Annotated in this window: 13 protein-coding genes and 1 riboswitch; of the genes, 5 read left to right on the top strand and 8 right to left on the bottom strand. The window is 72.1% G+C overall.

Annotated elements, in window-relative coordinates:
- Window positions 1-21 precede the first annotated feature (21 nt).
- A riboswitch (ZMP/ZTP riboswitch) is annotated at window positions 22-107 on the bottom strand.
- A 31-nt stretch (window positions 108-138) separates the two neighbouring features.
- A complete protein-coding gene (locus NUH29_RS04220; RefSeq protein WP_258797758.1) occupies window positions 139-1,326 on the bottom strand; it encodes an MFS transporter in 1,188 nt (395 codons plus the stop codon).
- Window positions 1,327-1,370: 44 nt separating this feature from the next.
- On the opposite strand from NUH29_RS04220, the gene purU reads away from it, so the two are divergent.
- Window positions 1,371-2,228 (top strand): formyltetrahydrofolate deformylase, encoded by an 858-nt coding sequence (purU, locus tag NUH29_RS04215; protein ID WP_258797757.1) that lies wholly within the window; start codon window positions 1,371-1,373, stop codon window positions 2,226-2,228.
- A 20-nt stretch (window positions 2,229-2,248) separates the two neighbouring features.
- Window positions 2,249-3,382, top strand: a complete 1,134-nt coding sequence (nagA, locus tag NUH29_RS04210; protein ID WP_258797755.1) for an N-acetylglucosamine-6-phosphate deacetylase — start codon at window positions 2,249-2,251, stop codon at window positions 3,380-3,382.
- 1 nt (window position 3,383) lies between these two features.
- Here nagA and NUH29_RS04205 read toward each other — a convergent pair whose 3' ends face one another.
- From NUH29_RS04205 to NUH29_RS04175, 7 genes are all read right to left on the bottom strand, one after another.
- Window positions 3,384-4,175 (bottom strand): glucosamine-6-phosphate deaminase, encoded by a 792-nt coding sequence (locus tag NUH29_RS04205; protein WP_258797754.1) that lies wholly within the window; start codon window positions 4,173-4,175, stop codon window positions 3,384-3,386.
- Entirely contained in the window at window positions 4,175-5,101 is a 927-nt protein-coding gene (locus tag NUH29_RS04200) for an ROK family protein (RefSeq protein ID WP_258797753.1), read from the bottom strand. Before NUH29_RS04200 ends, NUH29_RS04205 begins: the two co-directional genes overlap by 1 nt.
- Window positions 5,098-6,498: a beta-N-acetylhexosaminidase gene (gene nagZ / locus NUH29_RS04195; RefSeq protein WP_258797752.1), complete on the bottom strand. Its 1,401-nt coding sequence runs from the start codon at window positions 6,496-6,498 to the stop codon at window positions 5,098-5,100. The genes NUH29_RS04200 and nagZ overlap by 4 nt, the downstream gene beginning before the upstream one ends.
- On the bottom strand, window positions 6,495-7,337 hold the full coding sequence (locus NUH29_RS04190; protein ID WP_258797751.1) for a carbohydrate ABC transporter permease: 843 nt from the start codon (window positions 7,335-7,337) through the stop codon (window positions 6,495-6,497). The genes nagZ and NUH29_RS04190 overlap by 4 nt, the downstream gene beginning before the upstream one ends.
- Window positions 7,334-8,260, bottom strand: coding sequence for a carbohydrate ABC transporter permease (locus NUH29_RS04185; protein WP_258797750.1), 927 nt, complete (start codon window positions 8,258-8,260; stop codon window positions 7,334-7,336). Before NUH29_RS04185 ends, NUH29_RS04190 begins: the two co-directional genes overlap by 4 nt.
- Before the next feature lie 163 nt (window positions 8,261-8,423).
- Window positions 8,424-9,722 (bottom strand): extracellular solute-binding protein, encoded by a 1,299-nt coding sequence (locus NUH29_RS04180; protein ID WP_258797749.1) that lies wholly within the window; start codon window positions 9,720-9,722, stop codon window positions 8,424-8,426.
- Between the two features lie 77 nt (window positions 9,723-9,799).
- The gene (locus NUH29_RS04175) at window positions 9,800-10,951 is read right to left on the bottom strand and encodes an ROK family transcriptional regulator (RefSeq protein ID WP_258797748.1); all 1,152 of its coding nucleotides are present in this window, start codon (window positions 10,949-10,951) and stop codon (window positions 9,800-9,802) included.
- A gap of 146 nt (window positions 10,952-11,097) precedes the next feature.
- Here NUH29_RS04175 and NUH29_RS04170 point away from each other — a divergent pair, with 146 nt between their 5' ends.
- Genes NUH29_RS04170 through NUH29_RS04160 form a run of 3 tightly spaced genes read left to right on the top strand, consistent with a single transcriptional unit; the run spans window position 11,098 to window position 13,922 of the window.
- Window positions 11,098-11,544 carry a hypothetical protein gene (locus NUH29_RS04170; protein WP_258797747.1) on the top strand — a complete coding sequence of 149 codons (447 nt, stop codon included), beginning with the start codon at window positions 11,098-11,100 and terminating at the stop codon, window positions 11,542-11,544.
- A gap of 15 nt (window positions 11,545-11,559) precedes the next feature.
- Window positions 11,560-12,420, top strand: a complete 861-nt coding sequence (locus NUH29_RS04165) for an FAD:protein FMN transferase (RefSeq protein ID WP_258797746.1) — start codon at window positions 11,560-11,562, stop codon at window positions 12,418-12,420.
- On the top strand, window positions 12,417-13,922 hold the full coding sequence (locus tag NUH29_RS04160) for an FAD-dependent oxidoreductase (RefSeq protein ID WP_258797745.1): 1,506 nt from the start codon (window positions 12,417-12,419) through the stop codon (window positions 13,920-13,922). Before NUH29_RS04165 ends, NUH29_RS04160 begins: the two co-directional genes overlap by 4 nt.
- Window position 13,923 lies beyond the last annotated feature (1 nt).

Genomic DNA, 13,923 nt, shown 5'->3' with positions numbered 1-13,923 from the left:
AGAAAACTACCCGGTTGCGGTGGGGGCGGCCCAGGCGTACGGCCGCCGCACTCGTGATCGTCGCTCCCCGATGGTGACCCATCCGAACGCCAGTCGCGACGCCTCCGAGTGTACGCGATCCGTCCGAGGGGTGAGGGGTCAGCGGTGCAGCGACATGCGGACGCGGTCGGTGGACGCGGCGAAGACGAGGCCCAGCGCGATGACCGCGGCACCCACCCACGGCAGCACGGCGATGCCCAGGTGGTCGAGCAGCACACCGCCGAGCAGCGCACCCCCGCCGATCGCCAGGTTGAACGCGGTGGTGAGCCAGGCGGCCGCGAGATCCCGGATGCGCTCCGACGCCGAGTGCAGCACCCGCGAGTGCATGAGCGCGGGCACGCCGCCGAAGAAGACGCTCCACAGGATCATGCCGACCACGATCGGCACCGCCGAGGTGCCGAACGCCCCGAGCAGCAGGATCGCCACCACGACCCCGCCGAGCGAGACGTTGACCGAGGCGCGCGGGTAGCGGTCGCCGAACGCACCGCCCAGCGCGAGGCCGATCGCGCCCGCCGCACCGTAGGCGAACAGCAGACCCGAGATGCCCGCCTCGTCGATGCCGCCGATCTGGATCGCCCACGGCGCGATGTAGGTGTAGAAGATGTTCTGCCCGGTGATGATGAGCACCACCGTGACGCACACGATCACGACGGCGGGCAGCGACCGGTCCTTGCGGGCCGGCAGCGGGATCTCGCCCGTCGCGAGCGGCACGAGATGCGACACGGGCGGCAGGTAGACGATCACGAAGACCATGAACACGAGCACCACGGCGGCCATCGCCACGAAGGCGAGCCGCCAGCCGAGCGCGTGGCCGAGGAAGGTGCCGAGCGGCACCCCCAGGATGAACGCCATCGTGCCGCCGGCGTTGGTGATGGAGATGGCGCGGGCGAGCTGGTGCTTCGGCACGAGGCGCGCGGCATACGGCCCCGTGACGGCCCAGAACAGCCCGTGCGCGAGACCGCCGACGATGCGGGCCCCCACGAGGAACCAGTAGCTCGGCGCGATGGCGCACAGCACGTTCGTGAGGGCGAAGACGCCGAGCAGCAGCACCATGAGCCACTTGCGCGAGTAGCGCCGGGTGAGCACGGTGAGCGGCGCGGTGGAGAGCACGACCGTGCCCGCGAAGACGGTGACCAGCAGACCGATCTGCGACTCCGAGACCTGCAGCTCGGCCGCCATCTCGGGCAGCAGCCCCGTCGGCAGGAACTCGCTCGAGACGGAGGCGAAGATCGCCCCGGTGAGGACGAGCAGCCGGAAGAAGGGGAACCCCGTGGTGCTCGTGCTCACGCGTCGAGCCTAGCCGCGCCGCCGACGCCCTACGCTGGTGTCTCGTGACGCCCGAGAGCACCCACTGGATCCTGACCCTCGTCTGCGAGGACAGGCCGGGCATCGTGCACGCCATCAGCGGTGCGATCGTGGAGGCCGACGGCAACATCACCGAGTCGCAGCAGTTCTCGAGCGACGACACGGGCACGTTCTTCATGCGGCTGCAGGTCGAGTCGACGGCGAGCCGGGAGCGCTTCGAGGAGGCGCTCGCCCCCGTCACCGAGCGCTACGGGATGACATGGCAGCTCGACGTGGTCGGCCGGCCGCTGCGCACGCTCGTGCTCGCGTCGAAAGCCGCGCACTGCCTCAACGACCTGCTGTTCCGGCAGCGCGCAGGCCAGCTCGCGGTCGACATCCCCCTCGTGCTCGCGAACCACCCCGACCTCGGCGGGCTGGCCTCGTTCTACGGGGTGCCGTTCGAGTCGCACCCGGTGACGAGCCCCGGGCAGAAGCTCGCCTTCGAGGAGCGCGTGCTCGAGGTGGTCGAGGAGCACGACATCGAGCTCGTCGTGCTCGCGCGGTACATGCAGATCCTCTCCCCCGAGCTGTGCGACGCCCTCGCCGGGCGGATCATCAACATCCACCACTCGTTCCTGCCGGGCTTCAAGGGCGCGAACCCCTACAAGCAGGCCCACGCCCGCGGGGTGAAGATCATCGGCGCCACGGCCCACTTCGTCACGAGCGACCTCGACGAGGGCCCGATCATCGAGCAGAACATCGTGCGGGTCGACCACACCCGCACCCCCGCCGAGCTCGTCGCGATCGGGCAGGACGAGGAGAGCCGCACCCTCACCCAGGCGGTCAAGTGGTTCTCGGAGGACCGCGTGCTGCTCGACGGCGCGCGCACCATCATCTTCACGTAGCCCGTCGCTACGCTCGACACGTGACGCTGCTCCTGCACTCCGCACTGCTCACCGACGAGCGCGGCGAGACCCCGGACGGCTGGGTGCTGTTCGACGGCGACCGCATCCGCGCGGCGGGCTCGGGGCAGGCGCCGGATGCCGACGACCGGGTCGATCTCGAGGGCGCCCGGCTGGTGCCCGGCTTCGTCGACATCCACGGCCACGGCGGCGGCGGTCACGCCTACGACGACGGGGGCGAGGAGCTGGATGCGGCGCTGGCCACCCACCGGGCGCTCGGCACGACCCGCTCGGTCGTCTCGCTCGTCGCGAACCCGCTCGCCGCGCTGCGGGCGAGCCTCGGCGAGATCGCCGAGCTGATGGAGTCCGACCCCCTCGTGCTCGGCACCCACCTCGAGGGCCCGTTCCTGGCCCCCGCCAAGCGCGGCGCGCACCACGTCGACTACCTGCGCGAGCCCGACCCGATCACGGTCGACGAGCTGATCGAGGCGGCGCACGGCACCCTGCGGCAGATCACGCTGGCGCCCGAGCTACCGGGAGCCGACCAGGCGATCGACGCGTTCGTCGCGGCCGGGGTGAAGGTCGCGGTCGGGCACACCGACGCCGACTTCGAGACGGCCGCTCGGGCCTTCGACCGCGGGGCCAGCATCCTGACGCATGCCTTCAACGCCATGAACGGGATCCACCACCGCGCCCCGGGCCCGGTGGTCGCGGCCCTCTCGGATCCGCGCGTCACGCTCGAGCTCGTGGTCGACGGTCACCACGTCGACGAGCGGATCGTGGCCCTCACCCTCGACGAGGCCCCCGGCCGGGTCGCGTTCATCACCGACTCGATGGCCGCGGCGGGCAGCGCCGACGGCGACTACCGCCTGGGCGCCCTCAACGTCACGGTGCGCGACGGGCGGGCGATGCTGTCCGGCACCGACACGATCGCGGGCTCGACGCTCACCCAGGATGCGGCGCTGCGCCGCGCGGTCGACATCGTAGGACTGCCCTGGCCGGATGCCGTGGGTGCGGTCACCGCCGTCCCGGCTCGGGCCCTCGGGTTCGGCGACCGGCTCGGGCTCCTCGAGCCGGGGTACGCCGCGGATGCGGTCGCCCTCGACGACGACAGCCGCGTCTTCGCGGTCTGGGCGGCCGGCGAGCGCATCCGCTGAGTCAGCTCCAGTGCGCCCAGTCGGGCCGGTTGTCCCAGGCGTAGCGGTAGTAGTCGGCGAAGCGCAGCTTCGAGGCGGCCGCCTCGTCGACCAGCACGGTCACCTCGGGGTGCAGCTGGATCGCGGAGCCCGGCAGCGAGGCCGAGACCGGCCCCTCGACGGCACCGGCGATCGCATCCGCCTTCGCCTCGCCGAAGGCGAGCAGCACGAGCGCGCGGGCGTCGAGGATGGTGCCGAGCCCCTGGGTGAGGCAGTGCCGCGGCACGTCGTCGATCGAGTCGAAGAACCGCGCGTTGTCGAGCCGGGTCGCCTCCGTGAGGGTCTTGACCCGGGTGCGGGAGGCGAACGACGACCCCGGCTCGTTGAAGCCGATGTGACCGGTGCGCCCGATGCCGAGCACCTGGATGTCGACACCCCCGGCCGCGGCGATCGCGGCCTCGTAGCGTTGCCCCGCGGTCGCGATCTCGCCGCCGTCGTCCCCAGGCACGTGGACGAGGGTCGGCGTGAGGCCGAGGGTGTCGACGACTTCGCGCGTGATCACCGCGCGGTAGCTCTCGGGGTGGCCGGCGGGCAGCCCCACGTACTCGTCGAGCGCGAAGCCCTGCACGCGCGACCAGTCGAGGTCGCGCGCGGCGAGGGCGCTCCAGACGGGCAGCGGGGTCGAGCCGGTCGCGAGGCCCAGCACCGCGTCGGGCTTGCCCCGCACGACGCGCGCGATGAGGTCGGCGGCGAGCTCCCCCGCGGCCGCCTTCGCCTCGTCGGGGGATCCGGGCAGGATCACGATCTCGGCCATCACACCACCTCCAGGGCGTTCGCCTCGGGGTCGCCGACGAACGCGGCGCCGACCGCGGCGGCGGGGAAATCGGGGGGCAGGAGGCGCAGCCGCCCGCCGAGGTCGAGCGACGCCACGAACGGGGACGCGGCCTCCCAGCGCGCGATGACCGCCCGCACGCCCGAGATGAGCGGCTCGCCGATGCGGCTGATGCCGCCTCCGATCACGACGTCGTCGACGTCGACGGTCAGCACGAGCAGACGGGTCGCCTCGGCGACGCCCTGCAGCAGGCGGTCCCGCACCGTCGTGGCGGATGCGTCGCCGGACGCGGCGGCGGTGAACAGGGCGCGAACGGGGAGCGGATCCTCGCTCGGCCACTCGCGCGCGACGGCCGAGCCGGACGCGTAGAGCTCGAGGCAGCCCCGCTGGCCGCAGGGGCAGACCGGGCCCGCGGGGTCGACCGGGATGTGGCCGATCTCGCCGGCGACACCGCTCACGCCGCGCCACAGCTCGCCGCCGAGCACGATGCCCGCGGCGAGGCCGGTGCCGACGTTGAGATAGGCCATGGACTGGCCGGAGCCGAGCCCCTGCAGGTGGAACGCGCCGAGCGCCGCCGCGTTCACGTCGTTCTCGACCCGCACGGGCCGGCCGAGCCGGGTGCGCAGCTCGGCGCCCAGCTCGAGATCCGCGAGGCCCAGGTTGACGGCGTGGCTGACCCGGCCGGTCGCCGGGTCGACCGCGCCCGGGATGCCGATGCCGATCGAGCGGAAGCCCTCGATCGGGGTGCCGGTCGCGGTGGCGAGCTGATGGACGGCCGCGACGGCGGTGTGCAGCACGACCTCGGCGCCGAAGCCGGTGGGCAGGCGCAGCGTCTGCACGACGCGACCGTCGTCGCCGATCGCGACGGCATCCGTCTTGGTGCCGCCGATGTCGAGGCCGACCCTCACAGCACACCTCCGTCGAGCAGCTCGCGCAGCGCCGCGGCGACGCTGCGGGACGCCCCGAAGGTCGCCACGTCCGCGTACGCGCGATCGGGTGACGGCCACCCCATGTCGACCACGACGGTGCCGGGCTGGGCGGCGCGTGCCTCGTCGATCACGGCGCGCGTCCACGCGCGACGGTGATTGTCCTTGCCGACGACGAGGTAGGGCAGGTCGGATGCCGGCAGCGGCTCGCCCTCGCGCAGCGGGTCGGGCGTCATCCCGACGCTCGCCGGTCCCCACGGCACGTCGGGGCCGACCGCCATGTTGGCGGTGGTCTCGATGCTCACCAGGCGCGTCGCGGCCGGCAGGCGCACACCCTCGGCGACCTCGAAGGCGGTGGCGACCCGGCCCGGGTCGGTCGTGAACGGCTCGGGGGCGGGCCCGGGCGCCGTCGGCAGCGACTCGGCGAGCGCAGCCACCCGGGCGACGGCGTCGGCGAGACGGTCGGCGGCGAGCGCACCCGAGGCGACGGCCGCATCGATCGCCGCCTCGATCTCCCCGAGCTGCGCGTCGGTGTTGCGGGTGCCGATGCACAGCAGGTCGCACCCGCCGGCGAGTGCACGCACCGCGGCCGCCGGGATGCCGATCTCGCCCGAGGCCCCGACCATGTCGAGCGCGTCCGAGACGACGACGCCGTCGAAGCCGAGCTCCTCGCGCAGCAGCCCCTCGAGGATGCGCGACGAGAACGTCGCCGGGGCGTCCGCGTCGAGCTGCGGCAGCAGGATGTGGCTCGACATCACCGTGCGAGCCCCCGCGGCGACGGCCGCGCGGAACGGCACGAGCTCGCGCTCGCGCAGCGTCTCGAGCGGCAGGTCGACGACCGGCAGCGCGTGGTGGGAGTCGGATGCCGTGTCGCCGTGCCCGGGGAAGTGCTTCGCGCTGACCGCGACACCGCCCGCCTCGTGGGCGGCCACCCAGGCGGCCGTGTGCCGGGCGACGAGCTCGGGGTCGGTGCCGAAGCTGCGCACTCCGATGACCGGGTTGTCGGGGTTCGAGTTGATGTCGGCATCCGGGGCGAAGTTGAGGTTGACGCCGGCCGCGAGCAGCTCGGCCGCGACGGCCGCGCCGACGGAGGCCGTCAGCTCGAGGTCGTCGAGGCGCCCGAGCACGGCGTTCCCGGGGAACGGCGAGCCGGTGGCGGCGTGCAGCCGCGAGACGTCGCCGCCCTCCTCGTCGATCGCGATGAGGGCGCGCGGGTTCGCCTCGCGGATCGCCGCGGTGAGGGCGCGCAGCTGCTCGGGCGACACGATGTTCTCGGCGAACAGGCACACCCCGCCGAGGCCGTCGCGCAGTCGCGCGGCGAGCCACCCCGGCAGCTCCGTCCCGACGAATCCGGGGAGCAGGACAGGCGAGGAGATCATCCCTTGACCGCACCCCCGACGATGCCGCTCGTCATGCGGCCCTGGACGATCAGGAAGAAGATGATCACCGGGATCGCGACGATGGTCGACGCCGCCATCACCTGGCCCCAGTCGGTCTCGCGCGTCGCCGACGCCTGCACGAAGCCGCGCAGCCACAGCGGCAGCGTCTGCGCCGACTCGGCCGGCAGCAGCACGACCGCGACCGTGAACTCGTTCCACGCCTGCAGGAAGGCGTAGACGCCGGATGCCACGAGCCCCGGGGCGAGCAGCGGGAAGGTGATGCGCATGAACGCCTGGAAGCGGCTGAGCCCGTCGACCATGGCGGCCTCCTCGAGCTCCGCCGGCACGCCGGCGACGAAGCCGCGCAGCATCCAGATGGTGAACGGGATGACGGCGGCGATGTAGATGACGCTCACGCCGAGCACGGTGTTGAGCAGCCCGACCGACGACACCATCTTGTACTGGGCGATGAAGAGACCCTCGGCCGGCAGCATCTGGATCAGCAGCAGCGCGAGCACGAAGCTCTTGCGCCCGCGGAACTTGAAGCGGCTGATCGCGACGGCGCCGAGGAAGGCGAAGATCAGGCACACCACGACCACGATGAGCGTGATCGTGACGCTCATGCCGAGCGCGCCGAAGAACGAGCCGTCGGCGACCGCCCCGGTGAAGTTCGACACCGTGAAGTACTCGCCCGGGAAGAAGTGCGGCGTGAACTGCTGCAGCACCGCGGTCGAGATGAACGAGGAGTTCACCATCCAGTAGACGGGGAAGATCCAGACGATCGCGAGCACGATCGCGAGCACGCTGAGCGCGACGCGCCCCACCCTGGCTCCGGTCACTGTGCCTCATCCTCCTTGATCAGTTCGCGCACGTACACCCAGCTGATCGCGATGGTGATGACGAGCACGACGATGGACACCGCGCTCGCGACGCCGAAGTCGTTGGCGGCGGCGCCGAGCTTGTAGATGTAGGTGCCGAGCAGGTCGAAGTCGCTCGCCTTGGAGCCGGCGTCCTTGAGCAGGGTGATCTGCGCGAAGACCCGCAGATCCCAGATGAGCTGCAGCAGCAGCACGATCGACAGCACCGGGCGGATCATCGGCACGATGATCCGGCGGAAGCGCTGCCAGGCGTTCGCACCGTCGATCTGCGCCGCCTCCATGACCTCCTCGGAGATCTGGGTGAGTCCGGCGTAGACGGCGAAGGAGACGAACGGCACCGACATCCAGACGATCAGGATCATCGCCACCAGGAAGAAGGTGAGCGGGTGCCCGAGCCAGTCGAAGCGGTTCATGTCGACGCCTGGGATCATGTCGAGCAGGTAGTTGACGACGCCGCGGCGGCGGTCGAACAGCCAGATGAACACGGTGGTCGCGGCGGCGACCGGCATGGCCCAGGCCAGCAGCATCGAGATCTGCAGGATGAGGCGCACGGTGCGGCCGACGGCGTTCATGAGCACCGCCATGAGCACGCCGATGACGACCGTCACGGCGGCCGTGACGATGCAGAAGACGAGGGACCGCACGAGCACGGCCCAGAACTCGCCGTCCCAGAGGAGGTTCGCGAAGTTGTCGAAGCCGACCCACTCCGGCGGCTTGCCGAACTGCTGGGCGAGTCCGTAGTCCTGGAACGCCGTGATGAACTGCCAGACCAGCGGGTAGCCGAGGCCCAGCAGCAGGGCGACGACGGCCGGCACGATCAGCACGTACGGGACGCCGGTCGTGCGGCGGGGCTGGATGCGACGCCCTGCGGTGTGCGTGGACATGCGGGATCCTCCTTTCGAAGGCTACGAGGTGTGAGGTGTGACGCGCCCGGGCCGGATGCGGCGGGGCTGCGGAGAACGTGGGGCGCTGCGGAGGTCCGGCGGCGGCGCCGGGGGTGCCGGTCGGGCAGCGGCAGCGCGCGCTGCCCGACCGGCGTCGGATCGACTATCCGTTGATGATGTCGTCGATCTTCTGGTCGTACTCGGCCGCGAGCGAGGCGATGTCGCCGCCGCCGTTGACCTTGCCGAAGAACTCCTCGAGCAGGCCCGAGCCCTCGACCGCGGCCCAACCGGGCGCGGCGGGGGTCAGCTTCGAGCCCTGAGCCGAGTCGGCGAGCGCCTTCGCGAACTGGTCGTCGCCGAGCGACGACAGGAAGTCCGAGTTGGCCGGCCCGAGGCCGTTCTCACCGAGCATCTGCTGGTACTCGTCGCTGAAGATGATCTTCATGAGCTCGCGGGCGCCGGCCTGGTTCTTCGAGGCCGCCGAGATCGCGATGTTGGAGCCGCCGGCGAACACCGGGGCGACGCCGCCGTCGACGCCGGGCAGCACGTAGGTGCCGAACACGTCGTCGTTCCAGGTGGCGACCGTCTTGGTGCTGTCGTTCGGGTCCTCGGCCAGGTCGCCGATCGACCAGTGCGCCCAACCGGGGGCGATGATGGTCGCCGCCTCGGGGGCGGTGGCGTTCGGCTGGGTGTTGATGTTGACCCACGGGGTGCTGTCGGACTCGGTCACCGGGGCGTTCGACGCCGAGGTGTAGAGCTCCTGCAGCGCGGTCAGGCCCTCGATGGTCTTCGGGTCCGACAGGCTCGACTTCCAGGTGTCGCCGTCCTTCTTCGCGAGGTCCCCGCCGTAGGCGAAGATCCACGAGACGCCGTTGCGCCAGTCCTCGCCACCGAGGTAGAAGCCCGAGAGGGCGTCGGTGTGGAGGGCGGTCGCGGCCTCGGTCAGCTGCGGCAGGGTGGTCGGGACCTCCTGGCCGGCGGCCGCGTAGAGGTCCTTGCGGTAGAAGACGTAGCGCGAGCCGAAGTAGTACGGCATGGCGTAGTTCTTGCCGTCGACCGCGCCGACGTCGACGAACGACTGCAGCAGCTTGGAGCCGCCCAGCTCGTCGTACATGTCGGAGATGTCCGAGAAGGCGCCGACCGTCGTGAACGTGGGCGACCAGGTGTTCCCGATCTCGGTGACATCCGGAGTATTGTCGGCGTCGGGCAGAGCGGTGGTGAGCTTCGCGAGAGCGTCACTCCAGTCCTGCTGCTCGATAGTGAGGGTGCCCCCGGTCGCCTTGTTGTACTCGGTCTTCAGGTAGTCGCGCAGAGCGTCCGGGGTGTCACCTCCCATGAGCCAGAACGTGATGTCCTGACCGTCGGCGCTGCCCGTGTCCGTGGTGTCGCCCGAGGTCGAGCAGCCCGCGAGGACGACGAGCGCAGCCGTCGCCGCGGCGAGGGCTCCGATCTTTCGCTTCATTCGTGCTTTCCTTCTTCTTCGAATTGCGGTGATGCCGGGTGGCGGCACCGCTGGTGCAGGGTGTTGCGTCATCGGGTTCAGGAGACCCCGAGCCTCCCCGACAGGACCATGGCGGCGGCGCCGCGCATGACGATGTCCTGGCCGAGGCTGGACATCCGCACCGTCAGATCGCCGTGGAACTCGGCCATCGTGCGGGCGCGGAAGGTCTCGATGGCCGCCTCGGTGAGGGAACCGTCGAGGAGTTCGACGGGGCCGCTGATGACGACCTCGTCGAGATTGAGGGCGCCGACGACCGGCGCGAGGGCGATGCCGAGGCGCTCCCCGGCGCGACGCAGCACGGCGTCGCGGGAGGCGGCATCCGGGGCGGCCGCGAGGCCGGCGGTGAGGTGGGGCACCGAGAGCCAGGTCTCGAGGCATCCGTGCTTGCCGCAGACGCAGAGGTCGCCGCCGTCGGTGCCGACGACGACGTGGCCGAGCTCGCCTGCCGCGAAGCGGCTGCCGTAGACGGGCGTGCCGCCGAGGATGAGGCCGGCGCCGACGCCGCGTCCGACGCGGATGAGCATGAAGTCGCCGACGGCGGATCCGAAGCTGTGCTCGGCGAGCGCCGCGGCGTTGGCGTCGTTGGCGACCACGACCGGCTGCCCCGTCGCGTCGGCGACGAGCTGCTGCAGGGCGACGTCCGACCACCCGAGGTTCGGCGCCGACAGCACGGTGCCGGCGAGGTCGACGATGCCCGGCGAGCCGATGCCGATGCCGAGGAGCGGGGCGTCGGCGGCGGCGACGAGGTCGCGCACGAGCTGCACGGCGATCGCGGCCACCTCGTCGCCTTCGGCACCGTCGGTCTCGGCCTCCATCCGGGTGACGATGCCGCCGTCGAGGTCGAGCACGGCGCCGCGGAAGACGCCGGTGTCGGAGAGGTCGACGCCGATGATGCGGTGCCCGGCGCGGTTGATGTCGAGCAGGATCGCGGGCTTGCCCGGGCGGCCCTCCTCGCGCTGGCCGGTCTCGACGACGAGGCCGTCGCCGATCAGCTCGGCGACGAGGTCGGAGATCGTGACGCGGGTGAGGCCGGTCTCGCGGGCGAGGTCGGCGCGGCTGAGCAGGCCGCCGCGGTAGAGGTTCTGCAGCACCAGGGAGCGGTTGTGGCTGCGCGCGTGCTCGGGCAGCACCTTCGCCGAGGGGCGGAGTGCGCGGAGAGGAGCGCTGCGCTGCGCTTCCGGGGCGGACATGTTTGTTAGTAAAGCGTACGAACAAACAACCCGCAAGGTTTGAACGGACGGTTTACAAACTCGTAATACGGCGATCCGAGAGCACTCCATGCGAACACATCGGAATTGCCAGCCCAGATCAAGGAATCGCTGCCATTGTGGTCCGCATGACCGACACCATCCGCACCGTCCCCGCACCTGTCCGGCTCGGCGCGATCGGCGCCGCCGGCCTCGGACTGCTCGCCCTCGCCGGGTGCGCGAGCGGCACGACGGGCTCCTCGGCCGAGGCCGACACGGGAACCGACACCTCCGCCTCCTACACCGACGGCACCTACACGGCGGAGGGGAGCTACATCTCCCCCGCCGGCGAGCAGTCGGTCGCCGTCGAGCTCACCCTCGAGGGCGACGTCGTGACCGCCGTCACCGTGACCCCCGAGGCCGACGACCCGCAGGCCGAAGGGTTCCAGGAGAAGTTCGCCGGGGGCATCGCGGACGTCGTGGTCGGCAAGGACATCGACACCCTCGACGTCTCGCGCGTCGCCGGCTCCTCGCTCACGAGCGGCGGCTTCAACAAGGCGATCGAGACGATCAAGTCCGAGGCGCTCGCGTCCTGACCCGGCGCGGCCCGCGTGATCGCCGACCCGCTCCCCTGCGCCTGGCACTTCGACGCGCTCGGCACGCCCTGGCGCGTCGACAGCGAGGAGCCGCTGCCGGATGAGGTGCGCGCCGCCGTCGCCGCGCTCATCGACCGCTTCGACCGCGACTGGTCGCGCTACCGTGCGGACTCGCTCGTCTCGCGGATCGCCCGCGACCCGGGGCGCCACCGGCTGCCGCACGACGCCGGGCCGCTGCTCGGCCTCTACGCGGAGCTCTACGAGGCGACCGCCGGACGCGTCTCGCCGCTCGTCGGCGGCGCGCTGGCCGCCTCCGGCTTCGGGCCCCGGTTGACGGGTGTCGCCGACGTCGTGCCGCGCTGGGAGGACGCGCTCGCCTGGGACGGCGAGCACCTCGACACGGCGCACCCCGTGATGCTCGACGTGGGGGCCGCGGGCAAGGGCTACCTCGTCGACCTCGTGAGCGGCTCGCTGGCCGACGCCGGCATCGGGCGCTCCGTCGTCGACGGGTCGGGCGACCTGCGCATCCGCGACGTGCCCATGAGGATCGCCCTCGAGCATCCCGGCGATGCGACGAAGGCGATCGGGGTGGCCGAGGTCTCGGGGGGTGCGCTCTCGGCGAGCGCGGGGAACAGGCGCCGCCACGCCGACGGGCGCCACCACGTGCTCGACGCCGTGACCGGGCTGCCGGCTCGCGACGTCGTCGCGACCTGGGCCGTCGCGGGGGACGACCTGACCGCCGACGGCGCCGCCACGGCGCTCTTCTTCGACGTCGACCCGTCCTGGCTCGCGCGGCGCGGCGTCGAATGGGTCAGGATGCTGTCCGACGGCACGCTGCAGACGAGCCGCGACTTCCCCGGAGAGGTGTTCGCATGATCGCTGCCGTCGACCGGCTGCTCGGCCGCATCACCATGTACCTGCTCGTGCTCGGCATCCTCCTGGTGCTCGCCCTGCTCGCCCTCGTGCTGAGCCTCGCGGGCGTGATGCCGTTCGCCCCGCTCGCGCTGCTCGAGAGCGCGGCGGTGCTGCTCGCCGCGTCGTGGATCGCCAACCAGGCGCTCGGCCTCATGGTGCGCAGCCGCCCCCTCACCGAGTCGGGCCTCATCACGGCGATGCTGCTGTTCTTCGTGCTCGAGCCCGCCTCCGACGCCTCGGGGCTGCTCGTGCTCGCCCTCGCGGCCGCGATCGCGGCCGCCTCCAAGTACCTCCTGGCCTGGCGGGGTCGGCACCTCGTGAACCCGGCGGCTCTGGCGGCCGTGGTGATCGGGGTGAGCGGGCTCGGGCTGTCGTCGTGGTGGGTCGCGACCGGGCCGATGCTGCCCGCCGTCGCCATCGGTGCCCTGCTCGTGCTGTGGCGCACCCGCCGGATCGGGATGGGGCTGCTCTACGTGGTCGTCACGGGCGGCGTGCTGGCCGCGCGCTTCCTGTCGTTCGGCGGCGACCTCGGCTCGGCGCTCTCGTTCGCGCTGCTCTCCTCGCCCGTCGTCTTCGCCGCCGGCTTCATGCTGAGCGAGCCCCTGACGCTGCCGCCGCGTCGCTGGCAGCGGCTCGCCTACTCCCTGCTCGTCGCGCTGCTCACGAGCGTGCCGTTCGCCGTCGGCCCGTTCCTCAACACCCCCGAGCTCGCCCTCGTGATCGGCGGGGCCGCCGCCTTCGCCTTCGGGCAGCGCCGGGCCGTGGTGCTCGAGTTCCTCGGCTCGCGACAGCTCACGCCGACCGCGTGGGAGTTCCGCTTCCGGCCGCGGGTTCCGCTGCGGTTCGCGCCCGGGCAGTACCTCGAGCTGACGCTGCCGCACCGGCGGCACGACCTCGGCGGCATCCGACGGGTGTTCTCGCTCACCTCCGTGCCCGGCGCCGACGAGGTCACCGTCGGCGTGCGCATCCGCGAGCACGCGTCGTCGTTCAAGACGGCGCTGCGCAGCCTCGAGCCCGGCACCCGGGTGCGTGCGACGGGGGTGTGGGGCGACTTCACGCTGCCGCGCGACCCGGAGGCCCGGCTCGCCTTCGTCGCCGCGGGCATCGGGGTCACCCCGTTCGTGTCGCAGCTCGCCGCCCTCGCCGCCGCGGGGCGGTCCGCGGATGCCGAGCTGCTCTACGCGGTGCGGGCGGCATCCGACCTCGCCTACCGCGAGGAGCTCGCCGCCACCGGAGCGCGGGTCGCCGTGCTCTCCCCCGACGACCCCGGCGAGCTGCCGCCGCACTGGAGCTGGCTGGGCTCGGACGCGCTCACCGCCGAGGTCGTGCATCGCGCCATCCCCGACGCCCGCGAGCGCACCGTCTACCTGTCGGGCTCCCCCACCGACGTCTCCCGGCTGCGTCGCGCGCTGCGCGCCGCGGGCACCCGCCGCATCCGCACCGACGTCTTCCTCGGGTACTGAC

It is taken from the genome of Protaetiibacter mangrovi (assembly GCF_024752305.1).
Classification (GTDB): Bacteria; Actinomycetota; Actinomycetes; order Actinomycetales; family Microbacteriaceae; genus Homoserinibacter; species Homoserinibacter mangrovi.
Note: the sequence above shows the minus strand (reverse complement) of the source record. Positions and strands in the feature narration are given on the sequence as shown.

What these genes read in the sequence shown, in the direction of transcription:
- NUH29_RS04205 (WP_258797754.1), bottom strand. Translation starts at nt 4,175, where the DNA reads ATGGCCGAGATCGTGATCCTGCCCGGATCCCCCGACGAGGCGAAGGCG.
- nagZ (WP_258797752.1), bottom strand. Translation starts at nt 6,498, where the DNA reads ATGATCTCCTCGCCTGTCCTGCTCCCCGGATTCGTCGGGACGGAGCTG.
- NUH29_RS04185 (WP_258797750.1), bottom strand. Translation starts at nt 8,260, where the DNA reads ATGTCCACGCACACCGCAGGGCGTCGCATCCAGCCCCGCCGCACGACC.
- NUH29_RS04180 (WP_258797749.1), bottom strand. Translation starts at nt 9,722, where the DNA reads ATGAAGCGAAAGATCGGAGCCCTCGCCGCGGCGACGGCTGCGCTCGTC.
- NUH29_RS04175 (WP_258797748.1), bottom strand. Translation starts at nt 10,951, where the DNA reads ATGTCCGCCCCGGAAGCGCAGCGCAGCGCTCCTCTCCGCGCACTCCGC.
- NUH29_RS04170 (WP_258797747.1), top strand. Translation starts at nt 11,098, where the DNA reads ATGACCGACACCATCCGCACCGTCCCCGCACCTGTCCGGCTCGGCGCG.
- NUH29_RS04160 (WP_258797745.1), top strand. Translation starts at nt 12,417, where the DNA reads ATGATCGCTGCCGTCGACCGGCTGCTCGGCCGCATCACCATGTACCTG.